The organism is Microbacterium sp. NPDC055502 (assembly GCF_053643635.1).
On the sequence record NZ_JBSHKJ010000001.1, the window covers coordinates 1,825,418 to 1,839,658 of the forward strand.

The 14,241-nt window shown below is 72.6% G+C and carries 15 protein-coding genes; 11 read left to right on the forward strand and 4 right to left on the reverse strand.

Annotation, left to right across the window (positions count from 1 at the left end; genetic code table 11):
* The 10 genes from ACWH95_RS08935 to ACWH95_RS08980 all read left to right on the forward strand — a co-directional run bounded on the left by ACWH95_RS08935 (position 1) and on the right by ACWH95_RS08980 (position 9,445).
* Positions 1–978 carry a permease prefix domain 1-containing protein gene (locus ACWH95_RS08935; RefSeq protein WP_454120552.1) on the forward strand — a complete coding sequence of 326 codons (978 nt, stop codon included), beginning with the start codon at positions 1–3 and terminating at the stop codon, positions 976–978.
* Between the two features lie 74 nt (positions 979–1,052).
* Complete coding sequence (locus ACWH95_RS08940) at positions 1,053–1,973, forward strand: 1,4-dihydroxy-2-naphthoyl-CoA synthase (protein WP_136037165.1); 921 nt, start codon at positions 1,053–1,055, stop codon at positions 1,971–1,973.
* Between the two features lie 23 nt (positions 1,974–1,996).
* Positions 1,997–3,151 carry an AMP-binding protein gene (locus ACWH95_RS08945; RefSeq protein WP_205814424.1) on the forward strand — a complete coding sequence of 385 codons (1,155 nt, stop codon included), beginning with the start codon at positions 1,997–1,999 and terminating at the stop codon, positions 3,149–3,151.
* 37 nt (positions 3,152–3,188) lie between these two features.
* Complete coding sequence (locus ACWH95_RS08950; protein WP_247981275.1) at positions 3,189–3,980, forward strand: class I SAM-dependent methyltransferase; 792 nt, start codon at positions 3,189–3,191, stop codon at positions 3,978–3,980.
* A 58-nt stretch (positions 3,981–4,038) separates the two neighbouring features.
* Positions 4,039–5,220 carry a sensor histidine kinase gene (locus ACWH95_RS08955; RefSeq protein ID WP_454120553.1) on the forward strand — a complete coding sequence of 394 codons (1,182 nt, stop codon included), beginning with the start codon at positions 4,039–4,041 and terminating at the stop codon, positions 5,218–5,220.
* Positions 5,217–5,852 carry a response regulator gene (locus ACWH95_RS08960; RefSeq protein WP_136029771.1) on the forward strand — a complete coding sequence of 212 codons (636 nt, stop codon included), beginning with the start codon at positions 5,217–5,219 and terminating at the stop codon, positions 5,850–5,852. The genes ACWH95_RS08955 and ACWH95_RS08960 overlap by 4 nt, the downstream gene beginning before the upstream one ends.
* A gap of 97 nt (positions 5,853–5,949) precedes the next feature.
* Positions 5,950–6,711 (forward strand): ABC transporter ATP-binding protein, encoded by a 762-nt coding sequence (locus ACWH95_RS08965; protein WP_136029774.1) that lies wholly within the window; start codon positions 5,950–5,952, stop codon positions 6,709–6,711.
* Entirely contained in the window at positions 6,708–8,168 is a 1,461-nt protein-coding gene (locus tag ACWH95_RS08970) for an ABC transporter permease (protein WP_247638390.1), read from the forward strand. Before ACWH95_RS08965 ends, ACWH95_RS08970 begins: the two co-directional genes overlap by 4 nt.
* An 18-nt stretch (positions 8,169–8,186) precedes the next feature.
* The gene (locus ACWH95_RS08975) at positions 8,187–8,846 is read left to right on the forward strand and encodes a 2-phosphosulfolactate phosphatase (RefSeq protein ID WP_206251723.1); all 660 of its coding nucleotides are present in this window, start codon (positions 8,187–8,189) and stop codon (positions 8,844–8,846) included.
* A gap of 77 nt (positions 8,847–8,923) precedes the next feature.
* Positions 8,924–9,445, forward strand: a complete 522-nt coding sequence (locus tag ACWH95_RS08980) for a DUF3054 domain-containing protein (RefSeq protein WP_206251722.1) — start codon at positions 8,924–8,926, stop codon at positions 9,443–9,445.
* Positions 9,446–9,497: 52 nt separating this feature from the next.
* On the opposite strand, the gene ACWH95_RS08985 is transcribed toward ACWH95_RS08980, so the two are convergent.
* From ACWH95_RS08985 to ACWH95_RS09000, 4 genes are all read right to left on the reverse strand, one after another.
* Complete coding sequence (locus ACWH95_RS08985; protein ID WP_136032277.1) at positions 9,498–9,986, reverse strand: SprT-like domain-containing protein; 489 nt, start codon at positions 9,984–9,986, stop codon at positions 9,498–9,500.
* 43 nt (positions 9,987–10,029) lie between these two features.
* Positions 10,030–10,557 (reverse strand): hypothetical protein, encoded by a 528-nt coding sequence (locus tag ACWH95_RS08990; RefSeq protein WP_136032279.1) that lies wholly within the window; start codon positions 10,555–10,557, stop codon positions 10,030–10,032.
* Positions 10,558–10,639: 82 nt separating this feature from the next.
* On the reverse strand, positions 10,640–11,500 hold the full coding sequence (locus tag ACWH95_RS08995) for a spermidine synthase (protein WP_247638391.1): 861 nt from the start codon (positions 11,498–11,500) through the stop codon (positions 10,640–10,642).
* Positions 11,501–11,529: 29 nt separating this feature from the next.
* Positions 11,530–12,789: an LCP family protein gene (locus tag ACWH95_RS09000; RefSeq protein WP_136032283.1), complete on the reverse strand. Its 1,260-nt coding sequence runs from the start codon at positions 12,787–12,789 to the stop codon at positions 11,530–11,532.
* Between the two features lie 150 nt (positions 12,790–12,939).
* Here ACWH95_RS09000 and ACWH95_RS09005 point away from each other — a divergent pair, with 150 nt between their 5' ends.
* Positions 12,940–14,229, forward strand: coding sequence for a sugar ABC transporter substrate-binding protein (locus ACWH95_RS09005; RefSeq protein ID WP_136032286.1), 1,290 nt, complete (start codon positions 12,940–12,942; stop codon positions 14,227–14,229).
* Positions 14,230–14,241 lie beyond the last annotated feature (12 nt).

Below are 14,241 nucleotides of genomic sequence, written 5' to 3' on the forward strand. Positions count from 1 at the left end.
ATGACCGCCACTCTCACCGAGCGCTACATCAGCGCGACGATCCGCAGTCTGCCGCCCGAGACGCAGGGCGACGTGCGTGCCGAGCTCGAGGCGTCCATCGCCGACGCCGTCGAGGCCCGCATCGACCTGGGGGAGGACCCGCAGGAGGCCGAGCGCGCCGCGCTGACGGCGCTGGGGGATCCCGGAGCCCTCGCCGCGGGATACGCCGACCGCCCGCTGCACCTGATCGGCCCGCGGTACTACCTCGCCTGGTGGCGGCTGCTGAAGCTGCTGCTGATGATCGTGCCGGTCTGCGCGCTCGGCGGCGTGGCGCTCGGACAGACGATCGCGGGAGCCCCTGTCGGCGAGGTGATCTCCAGCGCCGTCCTGGCGACCGGGGGCACCATCCTGCACGTCTGCTTCTGGACCACGCTCGTGTTCGTCATCCTGGAACGGTCGGGCACCGACGCCGGGATGAAGTGGGACGTCGACCAGCTGCCCGAGGCGTCGGACGACGGCGTCGGCCGCAACGAGCTGATCGCCTCGCTCGTGTTCCTCGGGCTCGCGGTGGGCGCCCTGTTCTGGGATCGGTTCCGCGGCTTCGTGGTGGTCGACGGCGAGGCACTGCCCATCCTCGACCCCGGTCTGTGGCCGTGGGGGATCGGCGTGCTGTTCCTCCTCATCGTCGCCGAGGCCGTGTTCGCGATCGTCGTCTACCGTCGCCGCGGGTGGAGCACCGCGCTCGCCGTGGTGAACACGGTCCTCGCCGTGGCCTTCCTCGCCTGGACCCTGACCCTGCTCCTCACCGGCGACCTGGTGAACCCGGACTTCCTCGCGCACATCGTCGCGGCGGGCGGCGACGGATTCGCCGCCGGTGACGCCGAGGCCGCCGACGAGGGCGGGATCTTCCGCATCCTCGCCGTCCTGCTCGGATTCGGCATCGCACTGGGCGTCGGCTGGGACATCGTCGACGGCTGGCGCAAGGCTCGCCGGCGCTGACCCGCGGAGTGCACCCACCCGGACCGGGTGGGTGCACTCCATGTCGCTCGGAGGCGGGGAATAGGCTGGGAGACGTGACCGATGCCTTCGTCTCCGACCTGTTCGACCCGTCCGAATGGGTGCTCGCGCCCGGCGCCGAGGACTACACCGACATCACCGCGCACGTGTCGCGCGACGGCGGTGTCGCCCGCATCGCGTTCGACCGGCCCGAGGTGCGCAACGCGTTCCGGCCGCACACGGTCGACGAGCTGTACCGCGCCCTCGACATCGCCCGGCAGGACGCCCGCATCGGCGCGGTGCTCCTCACCGGCAACGGCCCGAGCCCGAAGGACGGCGGCTGGGCGTTCTGCTCCGGCGGTGACCAGCGCATCCGCGGCCGCGACGGCTACAAGTACTCCGACTCCGAGACCGCCCTGATCGACGGGCAGTCGCGCGCGGCCGTCGGGCGCCTGCACATCCTGGAGGTGCAGCGCCTGATCCGCTTCATGCCGAAGGTGGTCATCGCGGTCGTGCCCGGATGGGCGGCCGGCGGAGGACACTCGCTGCACGTCGTGTGCGACCTCACGATCGCGTCGGCCGAAGAGGCGCGGTTCAAGCAGACCGACGCCGACGTGGGGAGCTTCGACGCCGGCTACGGCTCCGCGTACATGGCGCGCCAGACCGGGCAGAAGTTCGCGCGCGAGGTGTTCTTCCTCGCCGAGGAGTACTCCGCGCAGCGGGCGTACGAGGCGGGCGCTGTAAACCGTGTGGTGCCGCATGCCGAGCTGGAGCGCGAGGCGCTGAAGATGGCGCGCACCGTGCTCACCAAGTCGCCCACGGCGATCCGCATGCTGAAGTTCGCGTTCAACGCGGTCGACGACGGGCTGGTGGGCCAGCAGGTGTTCGCGGGAGAGGCCACCCGTCTCGCCTATGGCACCGACGAGGCGGTCGAGGGTCGCGACTCGTTCCTGGAGAAGCGCGCGCCCGACTGGTCCTCCTTCCCCTGGCACTACTGACCGAGCACATCCCGGAGGCACGCATGACCGCCCTGATCCCGACCGATGCGGAAGACACGGGACAGCTGCGGGACGCACTCCAGCGGGCGCTCGACGGCGGCCCGGCGCTCGGCTTCGGCATGCTGGGCGGTGCTCCGGAGCACGTGGCGGACGGCATAGCGGCGGTCATCGCGACCTCGGGGTCGAGCGGCATCCCCAAGCGCGTGGCCCTGAGCGCGGAGGCGCTGCGGGCGAGCGCCGAGGCCACGGCCGCGCGCATCGGCGAGGGACGGTGGCTGCTCGCGCTCCCGGCTGGTTACGTCGCCGGGCTCCAGGTCATGGTGCGCTCGCTCCTCGCCGGGACGGAGCCGCGGCAGATCGAGGGACGCTTCTCCCCGGTGTCGTTTGCCGAGGCGACGCTGGCCATGCTGCGCCCGGCGGGTGCGGCGGGTGTCCCCGAGCTGTACACCTCGCTCGTGCCCGCCCAGATCGCCACGCTGCTCGACGCGGCGGAGGACACCGCCGTGCGCGCGGCACTGCAGGCGTACCGGGCGATCCTCGTGGGCGGGCAGGCGCTGCCGGAGCCGCTCAGGGAGCGCGCGGGCGACCTGGGCGTGCGGATCGTGCGCACCTACGGCTCGACCGAGACCAGCGGCGGCTGCGTGTACGACGGCGTGCCGCTCGACACGGTCGCGGTGCGGGTGGTCGACGGCGAGCTCCGCATCGCCGGACCCATGCTCGCGGAGGGCTACCTGGGCGACGGCTCGCTCACGGCTCGCACCTTCCTGCACGACGAGCACGGCATCCGGTGGTACCGCACGGGCGACCTCGGCCTCGTGGAGGACGGGGTCGTGCGCGTGCACGGCCGGGCGGACAACGTGATCGTGTCGGGCGGGATCAACATCTCGCTGGACAGGGTGGAGGGCATCGTGCGGCGCGTGCCGGGGCTGCACGAGGCGGTGGTGGTGCCGGTGCCGGACGAGCGCTGGGGTGAGGCGTCGGTGATCGTCGCGCCGCGGGGCGAGGTGCTGCGGCGCAGCGAGGCGGAACAGCTGGGGCAGGCGCGCGAGGCGGTGGCGGCCGAGATCGGCGCGCACGCCCGTCCCTCGCGTCTCGTCCTGGTCGACGAGCTCGCGGTGCTGTCGTCGGGGAAGCCCGACCGCGAGGCGATCCGCCGGTCGGTCGCGGAACTGCACTGAGGCGTCGCCCGCCCGCGGTCCTGCCAGACTGGGGCGCATGGCCACGTACACGCACGGACACCACGAATCCGTCCTCCGCTCGCACAACGTGCGCGACATCGCCAACTCGGCCGCGTACCTCCGCCCGCACCTCACCGCGCAGACGCGACTGCTCGACGTCGGGGCGGGTCCCGGCAGCATCACGGTCGACTTCGCCGGGGCGGTCGCACACGTCACCGCGACCGAGATCGACGAGTCGGCGCTGTCGCTCTCGCGCGACCTGGCGGCGCAGCGCGGCCTCGACAACCTCTCCTTCTCGGTGGAGGACGTGCACGCGCTGAGCTTCGCCGACGACACGTTCGACGTGGTGCACGCGCATCAGGTGCTGCAGCACGTGGCCGATCCGGTGCAGGCGCTGCGGGAGATGCGGCGTGTGACCGTGCCGGGCGGCCTCGTCGCCGCGCGCGATGCCGACTACGCGGGCTTCCTGTGGTTCCCGGTGCTGCCGGAGCTCGACCGGTGGCTCGACCTCTACCGCCGGGCCGCGCGTGCGAACGGGGGCGAGCCGGACGCGGGGCGGCGGCTGCTGGCGTGGGCCCGCGCGGCGGGCTTCCGCGAGGTCACCGCGACCGCGTCCACGTGGTGCTACGCGACCCCGGAGGAGCGCGACTGGTGGGGCGGCATGTGGGCCGACCGCATCCTGGAGTCCGCCCTCGCCCGGCAGCTCGTGGACGAGGGCCTGGCGACCCCGGCCGACCTGCGCGACATCAGCGAGGCGTGGCGGCGGTGGGCGGGCGACGGCGACGGCTGGTTCCTCGTGCCGCACGGCGAGATCCTCGCGCGGGCGTGAGCGGCGGATACATCGGCCGACGGATGTCTCGCCCGGCGTGCTCGCGTAGCGTGGGGGAGTGATCCGGCCGCTCTCCCGCACGGCGCTCATCCTCGACATCGTCGGGGCGGTGCTGCTGTTCGTCATCTTCACTCCGATGTCGGTGGTGTTCTACGCGCCGCCGGTCACCGGAGAGCCGGTCGCGGGCGCCGCGGTGGCGGCGGTCGTCGTCGCCGGGCTCCTGATGTTCGGCGCGGTGGCGATCGGCCGGCTGTCTCCCGGGCTGGCGCTCGTGGGCGCCTGGGCCGGCGCGATCGTCCAGATGCTCGCCGGCTTCGGGCCGCTGCCGATCGACCTCGCGATCCTGCTGGTGCTGTACGCCACGTCGGCCTGGGGGTCGCGCCGCGTGCTGTGGTGGGGCCTCGGCTCGGTGATCGTCGGCGGCGTGATCGCGGCGCTCTACATGGTGTTCGTCAGCGGGGTCGCGTTCGGCACCGGCACCGGGTGGGAGCTCGTGACGGGCGGCACGCTGCTGCTCGCGGCATCCATCATGGCCCTCGGCTTCGCGTGGGTGTGCGGTCTGCTGTGGCGCGTGGTGCTGCGATCGCGGCGCACCAGGGCGGCGCAGCTGCAGGCCGAGGCGCTCGCGGCGGAGGAGCAGGAGCGCGTGCGCATCGCCCGCGACATGCACGACATCGTGGCGCACTCGCTCGCGGTCGTGATCGCGCAGGCCGACGGGGCCCGGTACGCCGCGGCCGTGAAGCCCGAGATGGCGACCGAGGCCCTCGGCACGATCGCCCAGACGGCCCGCGGTGCGTTGAGCGACGTGCGGATGCTGCTCACCCAGCTGCGGCACCGCCAGGGCGACGGTCCGCAGCCCACCCTCGCGGATCTGGAGACGCTGTTCGCGCAGGTGCGCCAGGCAGGTATGGAGCCGCGCGTCACGGTCGACCCGATGCCGCCGGGGGAGCCGCCGGGGGCGATCCAGCTCGCGGTCTACCGCATCCTGCAGGAGGCCCTGACGAACGCGATCCGGCACGGCGACGGGGCGGTGGACGTGCACCTGGCCTGGCTCCCCGACCGCGTGGACATCCAGGTGCGCAACACGGTGGCGGCCGACGCCCCGCCGTCCGCACCGGGTGGGCACGGACTGATCGGGATGCGGGAGCGCGCGCAGCTGGTCGGCGGTAGTCTGCACACCGAGCGCCGTGGTGCGCAGTTCGTCGTCCAGAGCAGCCTGCCGATCGGAGCCTCCCAGTGATCAGAGTCGTGCTCGTCGACGACCAGGCCCTGTTCCGCGCCGGGATCCGCATGCTGGTGGCCTCGCAGCCCGACCTCGAGGTCGTGGGGGAGGCGGGCGACGGCAGGGAGGCGCTCGCGGTGGTCGCCACGACGCGGCCCGACGTGGTGCTGATGGACATCCGGATGCCGGTGATGGACGGCCTGACCGCGACCGCGGAGATCCTCGCCCGGCCGGAGCCTCCGCGGATCGTGATGCTCACCACGTTCGACCTCGACGAGGCCGCGGCCCGCGCGATCCGGCAGGGCGCGAGCGGCTTCCTCCTCAAAGACGCCGATCCGGAGTTCCTGCTCGCGGCGATCCGCACGGTGCACGCGGGGTCCAGCGTGATCGCGGCGTCGGCGACCCGCGAGCTGTTCGCGCACTTCGCCGAGGCGCCCCGCCCCGTCCCGCCGCAGTACGGCGAGCTGACCGAGCGCGAGCGGGAGATCTTCGCGCTCGCCGCGCGGGGTCTGTCGAACGCGGAGATCGCGGCGCGGGAGTTCCTGAGCGAGGCGACCGTGAAGACACACATCAGCCGGATCCTCACGAAGCTGGCGCTGCGCGACCGCGTGCAGCTGGTGGTGTTCGCTTTCGAGCACGGTCTGGCCTGAGCGCGACCGCGTCCTCCGCGAGATCATCCTTCCGATGTATCGGGATGCTCCCGATGGCCGACGCGGTGCCCTGGACGGCGGAAATAGCGTCGAGGACATGGAGATCACGACCAGCGACCTCGGGCTCGCCGCCCGCGTCCAGCACCTGAAGAAGACCTACGGCTCCGGTGAGGGCACGGTCCACGCGCTCGACGACGTGAGCGTCGGCATCCGCCGCGGCCAGTTCACCGCGATCATGGGGCCGTCCGGCTCCGGCAAGTCCACGCTCATGCACATCATGGCCGGGCTCGACAGCCCCACCGAGGGCCGGGCGTGGATCGGCGACACCGAGATCACGGGGCTGAGCGACCTCGACCTCACGCTGCTCCGCCGCCGCCGCGTCGGCTTCATCTTCCAGGCGTTCAACCTGGTGCCCACGCTCGACGCCCTCGGCAACATCCTGCTGCCGTTCGAGCTCGACGGTCGCCGGCCGAGCGCGATCGAGCGGGCCCGCATCGACGGCCTCATCGACACCCTCGGTCTCGGGCCGCGCCTCGGGCACCGTCCCCACCAGCTGTCGGGCGGCCAGCAGCAGCGCGTCGCGATCGCCAGGGCGCTCGCCACGGCCCCCGACCTCGTGTTCGCCGACGAGCCCACCGGCAACCTCGACTCGAAGACCGGCCGGGAGGTGCTGCGCCTGCTCGCCTCCGCGAGCCGCGAGCACGGCCAGTCCATCGCGATGGTCACGCACGACGCGATCGCCGCGAGCCACGCCGACCGGGTGCTGTACCTGGGCGACGGCCGCATCGTCGCCGACCACCCCCGCCAGACCGCCGAGCAGATCTCCGCGTACATGCTGGCCGCCGAGGTGACGGCATGACCGCCGTCGCGACCGTCGTCCCGGAGACCAGGGCGACCGGTCCTCGCCTGGGCTGGCTGCGCGACCGCGGCATGGGTGCGAGCATCCTGGTCGCGGCGCTGTCCGCCGCCTTCGGTGTCTTCCTCGTCGAGATCACCGCCTACATCGGCGCGGTGCTCCAGTCCGACCCGTTCATCGGCGACAGCGGCACCCTCGCCGTCGTCGTCGCGATCCTCTCGGTGCTGCTCACCGCGGTGGCCATGTACGTCGCCGCGATCGTCACGGCCAACACGTTCTCGACCATCATCGCCGGCCGCACCCGTCAGATCGCCCTGCTGCGCCTGATCGGTGCCACCGCGCGCTCGCAGCGCGGGCAGGTCGGACGACAGGGACTCATGGTGGGTCTGCTCGGTGCCGCCATCGGGCTCCTCGCCGGTCTCGCGCTCTCCGCAGCGGCCGTCGAGATCGGGGGACGGTTCGTCGCCAACGCCCCGACGGACTTCACGCTCGCGCAGCCCGCGCTCGCACTCCCGGCGATCGGCGTCGCGCTCACGACGTGGGCGGCCGCGTGGGTGGGGTCGCGCCGCGTGCTCGCTGTCACGCCGCTGCAGGCGCTCGGCGGAGCGGTCGAGCGCACGCACGATGAGGTCTCGGGCCGGACGGGGCGCCACGTGGGGGCGTGGGTGCTGCTGATCTCGGGTGCCGCGCTGCTCGCGGGCGGCGTGATCCTCGGGCTCGTGACCCCGCTCGGCGTGGTCGTGGCGTTCTTCGGCGGCATCCTGTCGTTCACCGGGCTCGCGCTCGGGTCGGTGCTGTTCATGCCGCCCGTGCTGCGGCTCGTCGGTCGCCTGTTCGGATCGAGCGCGACCGCACGGCTCGCGGCCGAGAACGCCCTCCGCTACCCGGAGCGCTCGTCGCGCATGGCGATCGGCGTCGTGATGGGCGTGACCCTCGTGACCATGTTCGCCGTGGCCCTCGAGTCCGCCAAGCGCCTCATGATGAGCCAGACCACCGAGGAGATCCCGCCGGAGTTCTTCGCGCCGTTCGACGCCTTCGCGGCCATCATGATGGTGCTCGTGGCGGTGTCGGCGGTGATCGCCGCGGTCGGCCTGGTCAACCTGCTCACGATCGGGGTCGTGCAGCGTCGGCGTGAGCTGGGGCTGCTGCGGTCGATCGGCCTCTCCAACGGACAGGTGCGCCGCTTGGTGCTGCTGGAGGCGACGCACATCACGGTCGCCGCGACCCTCACCGGGCTCGTGCTCGGCGTGGCCTACGGCTGGATCGCGGCGCAGTCGCTGCTCGGCTCGGTGCCCACGCTGCCGGAGTTCACCCCGGCCGGCCTCGTCGCCCCGCAGGTGCCGTGGCTGCCGGTCGTGATCATCGTCGCTGCGACCGCGGTCCTCACGCTCGTGGCGGCCGCGACGCCCACGCGCCTCGCGACGCGCGTGGCACCGGTCGAGGCGCTCGCCGCGGACTGACGCCCCTAGGCTGGACGGGTGCCGTCGCCGTTCGATCAGTCCACGTATCAGGTCCGCCTCGACTGGGGGGTCGCCGGGCTCCGGCGGCTCGCGCCGTCCGACGTGATCGTGGTGGTCGACGTGCTGCGGTTCTCGTCCGTCGTGGCGGAGGCTGTCGCGGAGGGCGCCGAGGTCCCGCTGGCCGGAGCGCTCGAGTGGTCGCGCAACGGGGCGGCGGTCGCGGCCGCTGCTCCGGCCGAGGCCACGGTGCTGCTCGGCTCGCTGCGCAACGCCCGGGCCGTGGCCGCAGCGGTGCAGGCGGAGCAGGAGCGTCGTCAGGGCCGCACCTCGGTCGCGATCATCCCGGCGGGAGAGCTCGACGAGGCAGGGGAGCTGCGCTTCGCCGCGGAGGACCTGCTGGGGGCCGGAGCGATCGCGGCGGCGCTCACCGACCGCGGCATCGACCACACGGCACCCGATGCGGCCGTCGCGGCCGAGGGTTTCCGGGCGCTGCGGCGGGCGCTGCGGCACCTGGTGGGGGCCACCGGCTCCGCGCGCGAGCTCGCGGCGGGCGTCGCGGCCACGGAGCGCCTGACCGCTGCGGGGCTCACCCCCCTCGCCCCCGTCGAGGCTGCGGCACTGGATGCGATCGACGCGGTGCCGGTGCTGCGCGAGGGGCGGTTCGTCCGCCACACCTGAGCGCGCGGTGCCACCGGTCACACGGCGGTCCGCCGCGCCGGCGAGCCGATGACGGTGGCGCGGCGTAGGGTCGGGGCATGAGATACCTCCCCGCTCTCATCGTCGACGCCGTGCTCGTCCTGGTCTTCGCCGCGATCGGGCGGGCATCCCATCAAGAAGACCCGGCCGGGTTCCTCCTCACCGCCTGGCCCTTCCTGGCCGCGCTGCTGGTCGGATACGCGGTGGCGCTGCTGCTCCCGGCACGACCGCGGCGACCGTGGTCGCTGGCGTGGGGTGCCGTCGTGTGGGTCGTCACGGTCGCGGGCGGCATGCTGTTGCGAGTGCTGAGCGGCGACACGGCCGAGGTGCCCTTCATCGTGGTCGCGTCGATCGTGCTGGGGCTGTTCCTGGTGGGCTGGCGCGGGCTCGCGGCGCTGGTGCGGCGTCTGCGCGCGTCGTCCGACCGGGGCTCGGCCTCCGCGCCGCAGACCCGCCCGTCGGCGGCGGCGTTCCCCGCGGCCGTGCCGGAACCGGGTGCGGCGGCCACGCGTGCCCCGGAGGCGTCGGCGGCGGACGATCCCGCCGAGGCGCCGGAGTCGCGCGACCCCGATCCCGCCTGAGCCGGGTCACGGCGGACGGCGACTGCGCGGAGACTTGGAGCCGCGGGCGTCGTCAGCGCGGCAGCTGCGCAGCGAGTCGGGCGTCCGTGGTGATCTCGCGGCGCGTCCAGGCGAACAGGTGCCGGGAGTCGAACGTGCGCGAGCACCGGGCGCACGAGGTGGCCCGCGTCGGGCGGCGGTGGCGATAGGTCACGTGCCCCGCGGGGCAGTGCCCCACCCACGGCGCCAGTTCGACCGCGGTCTCGCCGTGGTGGGTGGTGCCGCCGACGTAGCCGAGGTCGGCGGCGACGCGTTTCCAGGCGGGGCCGTGCGCCGCCGCGTGACCCGCGAGCGCATGGGCCACCTCGTGCAGCAGGACCTGGTGGATCTCGTCGTCCTCGAAGCGGGCGGCGAGGTAGCGCGATACCGTGATGCGCTTGTTCGTGTAGTCGCACTGCCCGGCACGGCGCTTGGCATGGTCGAAGTCGAACGTCCAGCTGTCGTCGAGGTGCAGCCGGATCAGTGCCTCGCCCCAGACGCGCACTCGGGTCAGTTCCGCCATGGGCTCAGGGTAATCCACGGCGGGGACATCGGGGTGCTGCGGCTCAGCCCGCGATGAGCTGCGACGGTCGGTGCCGTTCGGCGGCCTCGATCGCCAGCAGCACGGTCTCCAGCTCGCTGTCGGCCGCGCCCGACTCGCGCCGCAGGAACAGCGACTGCTTGAAGCTCTCCCGCGCGGTGTCGAAGTCGCCGGCCTCGTAGGCGTTCTTGCCGTGGTGCTGGTAGGCGAACGCGGCGATCGACAGCCAGCGCTGCCCCTCGGCCTCGGAGGCGCACGTGGCCAGCTCCTGCTCGGCGGCCGCATGGGCGCCGCGGTACTGCAGGATCGTGGCGTGCAGCACACGGGCGCGCAGCACGTCCCGGCGGGTTCCGGCCATCCGCGCCTGGCGCACGGTCTCCTCGGCGAGCACGAGCGCCTCGTCGAGACGGTCGAGCACCTTCAGCAGCCACACGCGCTCGAGCAGTGCGGGCAGGGAGCGCTGCTCCTCGATCTCGGTCAGGCGGGCAGCGCACTCGTCGAGATCGACCAGTTCGCGGAGGGTCTCCCGGTCGTAACCCCGGATCAAACTCATTGCTCTCCTTCTGATGCGTCCCCGCCGCGTCCCCGTCCAGTGTGCCTGGCGTCTGCGCGGTCTCGAAGGCGGCGCGCCCTGGTCAGCGCAGGAACAGCGATGCGTCAGGGCGGGGCGACGCGACGGCGTCCGCGTCCGTCACGACGCGAGCTCCCTGGAGGAACGCCTCCGCCTCCGCGCCCTGGGCGATCTTGGCGGGGTGGGGCCCGGCCGCGAGCAGTCGCGGCAGCCACTCGGTGGGCAGCGGCGCGGCGGATGCCGCGAGCACGAGGTTGCCGAATCGCCGTCCCTTGAGCACCTGCGTGTCGGCGAGGATGCCGAGCTCGGGCAGCACGGCGGCGATGGTCGCGGCCTGGCGCCGGGCGAACGCGAGCCCCGGTCCGTCCGCGACGTTCACCAGCAGCACGCCACCGGGGGCGAGCAGCCCGGAGAGCTCGCGGTAGAACTCGACGCTCGTGAGATGGGCGGGCGTCTGCGCGCCGGAGTACACGTCCGACACCACCAGGTCGCAGGCGTGGTGCAGTGCGGCGGGCAGGCGCCCCACACCCTCCCGTGCGTCGCCGATGCGCAGCCGGATGGCCGCGCCCTTCGGGAGGGGGAGGTGCTCCCGGACGAGCTGCACGAGCGGTGCCTCCAGCTCGATCACCTGCTGGCGCGAGCCGGTTCGCGTGGCCTCGATGTAGCGGGGGATCGTGAGCGCGCCGGCACCGAGGTGCACGGCGGTGAGCGGACCGGCGGGCAGCTGGTCGATCACGGCGCCCATCCGCACGATGTACTCGAAGTGCAGGTGGGTCGGGTCGTCGAGGTCGACGTGCGACTGCGGGGTGTCGTCGACGATGAGCTCGAAGCCGCTCGTGAACTCGGAGGGGACGATGCGGGCGATGCCGCCGTGATCGAGCCGGGTCTGCGGGTGCTCGGTGTCTCGCGCGCGCGTCCGGCCCATGCTCCGAGCCTACGCGCTGCGCCGACCGCTCAGCGCTGGTTGCCGACCGCGCACGTCTCCTGCTCGAGCGTCTGACCGGAGACGTCCGGGGGCAGGGTGGCCCGCGCGTCGGGCGTCTCGCCCGGCGCGGGGGTCGCGGCGGTGCCGTCGGTCTCGCCCGGCGCCGGTGTCACGAGCTCCACGCCGCGGCGGGTCGCCACGTCGCCGGTCAGCTGCAGCGGCTGTCCGGACTTGATGGCCGCCCACAGCTGTTCGGCCGCGGCCTCGTTGGGCACCACGCGGTCGTCGTCGTCGGGGTCGACGACGTTGGGGTACTGCACGAAGACGAAGTCGCTGAACTTCACGTCCTTCAGGGCGAGCGCGAGCTGCGCGAGCCGGAGCGGGTCGTTGAGCGATTCGCTGGGGTCGATGTTGTCGGCCACGGCGTTCGCGATGCGCAGCACCTTCGGCACATCGGTGAGCGTCTCCTCGCTGAGCACCTTCTTCGCGAGGCGCGACATGTACTGCTGCTGGTTGGAGATGCGTGCCAGGTCGCTCTCGTCGCCCACGCCGTGCCTGGTGCGGATGAACTGCAGTGCCTCGACGCCCGACACGGTGCGCATGCCCGCGGGCCAGTCGATGCCCGTGTGCCGGTCGCGGATGCCCTCTCCCGCGATGCACACCTCGACGCCGCCGATCGCGTCGGTCACGGCCATCACGCCGTCGAAGCTGATGGCGGCGGCGAACTCGATCGGGATGTCGCCGAGCGTGCTGACGGTCTTCGCGACGCACGAGAGCCCGGCGTGCTCGAACAGGGAGTTCATGCGCGCCTTCTGCATGGCCGATGCGACGGAGCCGTCGGGCCGGGTGCACTCCGGCACCTCGACGCCGAGGTCGCGGGGGAGCGAGACGACCGTGACGTTGCGGGGCTCGGCCGAGACGTGCACGAGGAGGGTGACGTCGTTGCGGCGGAGTCCGTCGGCCTCTTCGCACCGCTCCGCGAACAGCGCGGTCGCGCGCTCTCCGCACTCGTCCGTCCCGGCGATCAGGATGCTGAAGGACTTGTCGGCGGGATAGGCGCCGATGGTGGGCGGGTCGACCTCGGGGGCTCCCTCCAGCACCACGGCGTCGTCGCCGATGCGGGCGAACAGGTCGACGATCAGGAACGTGCCGACGCCGATGACGGAGACCAGCACGACGGCGAGGGAGATGCCGAGGAGCCGGAAGACCCGTCCGGCGGTGCTGCGCGTGCGCTGCGGGGCGTGGCGGGCGATGGTCGGGCGATCGGCGTCGTGTCCGCGGCGTGGCATAGGCGCGAGCCTACCGGCGGAGCCCGATGTTACGGGGGTGTGACGATTCTGGGAGGAACTTGCAGCGAATTAGTTAGTCGTGGATACTTTTTCCTATCCCCCGGTCTGCACCCGATGCCTACCTGGACTTTTCAAAGAGGAGATCCCTTCATGCACAAGCGCATTCTTCCGGCAGTGGCGCTCGGCGCCGCCGCCACGATCGCCCTGGCCGGCTGTGCCGGCGGCAGTGGCGACAACGGCTCGGCCGACGGTGAGGGCAAGGAGCTCACCGTCTGGATCATGAAGGGGACCAACCCCGACGCGACCGCGTTCTACGACAAGGTCTCCGAGGCCTTCGAGGAGGAGACCGGCGCGACCGTCAAGATCGAGGAGATCCAGTGGGCCGACGCCCACGACCGCTTCGTCACCTCGATCGCCGGCGGCACCACCCCCGACATCGCCGAGACCGGCACCACCTGGACCGCCGAGTTCGCCGACGCCGGCGCGCTCCTCCCGATCGACGAGTACGTCGACGGCGAGAAGGGCCTGCGCGACGACCTGGTCGAGGGCCTCTCGGTCGCGGGCACGTACGACGACGAGCTCTACGGCATGCCGTGGTACGCCGGCGTCCGCTCGATCGTCTACCGCACCGATGTCTTCGAGGAGCTCGGGCTCGAGGCTCCGAAGACGTGGGACGACATCGTCACCGCGGGCGAGGCCATCAAGGCCGCCAAGCCCGACATGCTGCCCTTCCCGGTCGCGGGCGACGCCGAGTTCCAGGTCTACCCCTGGGTCTGGGGCGCCGGCGGCGAGATCGCCACGAAGGACGGCGACACCTGGACGAGCGAGCTGGACAGCGCCGAGTCGCAGGCCGGCATCGAGTTCTACACGGGCCTGGCCACCGAGCACGGCTTCTCCTCCGCGGGTGCCACCACCTGGAAGGAGACCGACCTCCGTGACGCGTTCACGCAGGGCAACGTCGCCATGATGCTCTCCGGATCGTGGACCCCGAACGCGCTCGTCGAGGCCAACCCCGAGCTCGAGGGCAAGATCGGCGCCGCGGTCATCCCCGGCCAGGACGGCGGCATCGCCCCGTCCGTGCTCGGCGGCTCGCACCTGTCGATCTTCAACACCACCAAGAACGCCGACCTGGCGTGGGAGTTCGTCAAGCTCATGACCACCGGCAAGTTCGCCGAGCAGTGGTCGGACGAGACCGGCTACTTCCCGGGCGTGCAGTCCGCGATGGAGGAGGCCCTCGCCTCGACCGACCCGCTCGTCGCCCCGTTCGCGGAGCAGATGGTCGACGGCGGCGCGTCCGTCCCGGTCACCCCGAACTTCGGCGCCGTGCAGGCGAAGAAGACGACCAACGCCATGATCCAGGCCATCCTCAGCGGGCAGAAGGACGTCGCGACCGCGACGAAGGACGCCGCTGCGGAGATGACCGAACTGCTCAACCAGTAAGGAACCACTCCT

Excerpts from the sequence above, each read along its gene's own strand:
- ACWH95_RS08985 (WP_136032277.1), bottom strand. The coding sequence starts at position 9,986 with ATGGCGGAACTGACCCGAGTGCGCGTCTGGGGCGAGGCACTGATCCGG.
- ACWH95_RS08980 (WP_206251722.1), top strand. The coding sequence starts at position 8,924 with ATGAGATACCTCCCCGCTCTCATCGTCGACGCCGTGCTCGTCCTGGTC.
- ACWH95_RS08950 (WP_247981275.1), top strand. The coding sequence starts at position 3,189 with ATGGCCACGTACACGCACGGACACCACGAATCCGTCCTCCGCTCGCAC.
- ACWH95_RS09005 (WP_136032286.1), top strand. The coding sequence starts at position 12,940 with ATGCACAAGCGCATTCTTCCGGCAGTGGCGCTCGGCGCCGCCGCCACG.
- ACWH95_RS08935 (WP_454120552.1), top strand. The coding sequence starts at position 1 with ATGACCGCCACTCTCACCGAGCGCTACATCAGCGCGACGATCCGCAGT.
- ACWH95_RS09000 (WP_136032283.1), bottom strand. The coding sequence starts at position 12,789 with ATGCCACGCCGCGGACACGACGCCGATCGCCCGACCATCGCCCGCCAC.
- ACWH95_RS08965 (WP_136029774.1), top strand. The coding sequence starts at position 5,950 with ATGGAGATCACGACCAGCGACCTCGGGCTCGCCGCCCGCGTCCAGCAC.
- ACWH95_RS08945 (WP_205814424.1), top strand. The coding sequence starts at position 1,997 with ATGACCGCCCTGATCCCGACCGATGCGGAAGACACGGGACAGCTGCGG.
- ACWH95_RS08970 (WP_247638390.1), top strand. The coding sequence starts at position 6,708 with ATGACCGCCGTCGCGACCGTCGTCCCGGAGACCAGGGCGACCGGTCCT.
- ACWH95_RS08995 (WP_247638391.1), bottom strand. The coding sequence starts at position 11,500 with ATGGGCCGGACGCGCGCGCGAGACACCGAGCACCCGCAGACCCGGCTC.
- ACWH95_RS08990 (WP_136032279.1), bottom strand. The coding sequence starts at position 10,557 with ATGAGTTTGATCCGGGGTTACGACCGGGAGACCCTCCGCGAACTGGTC.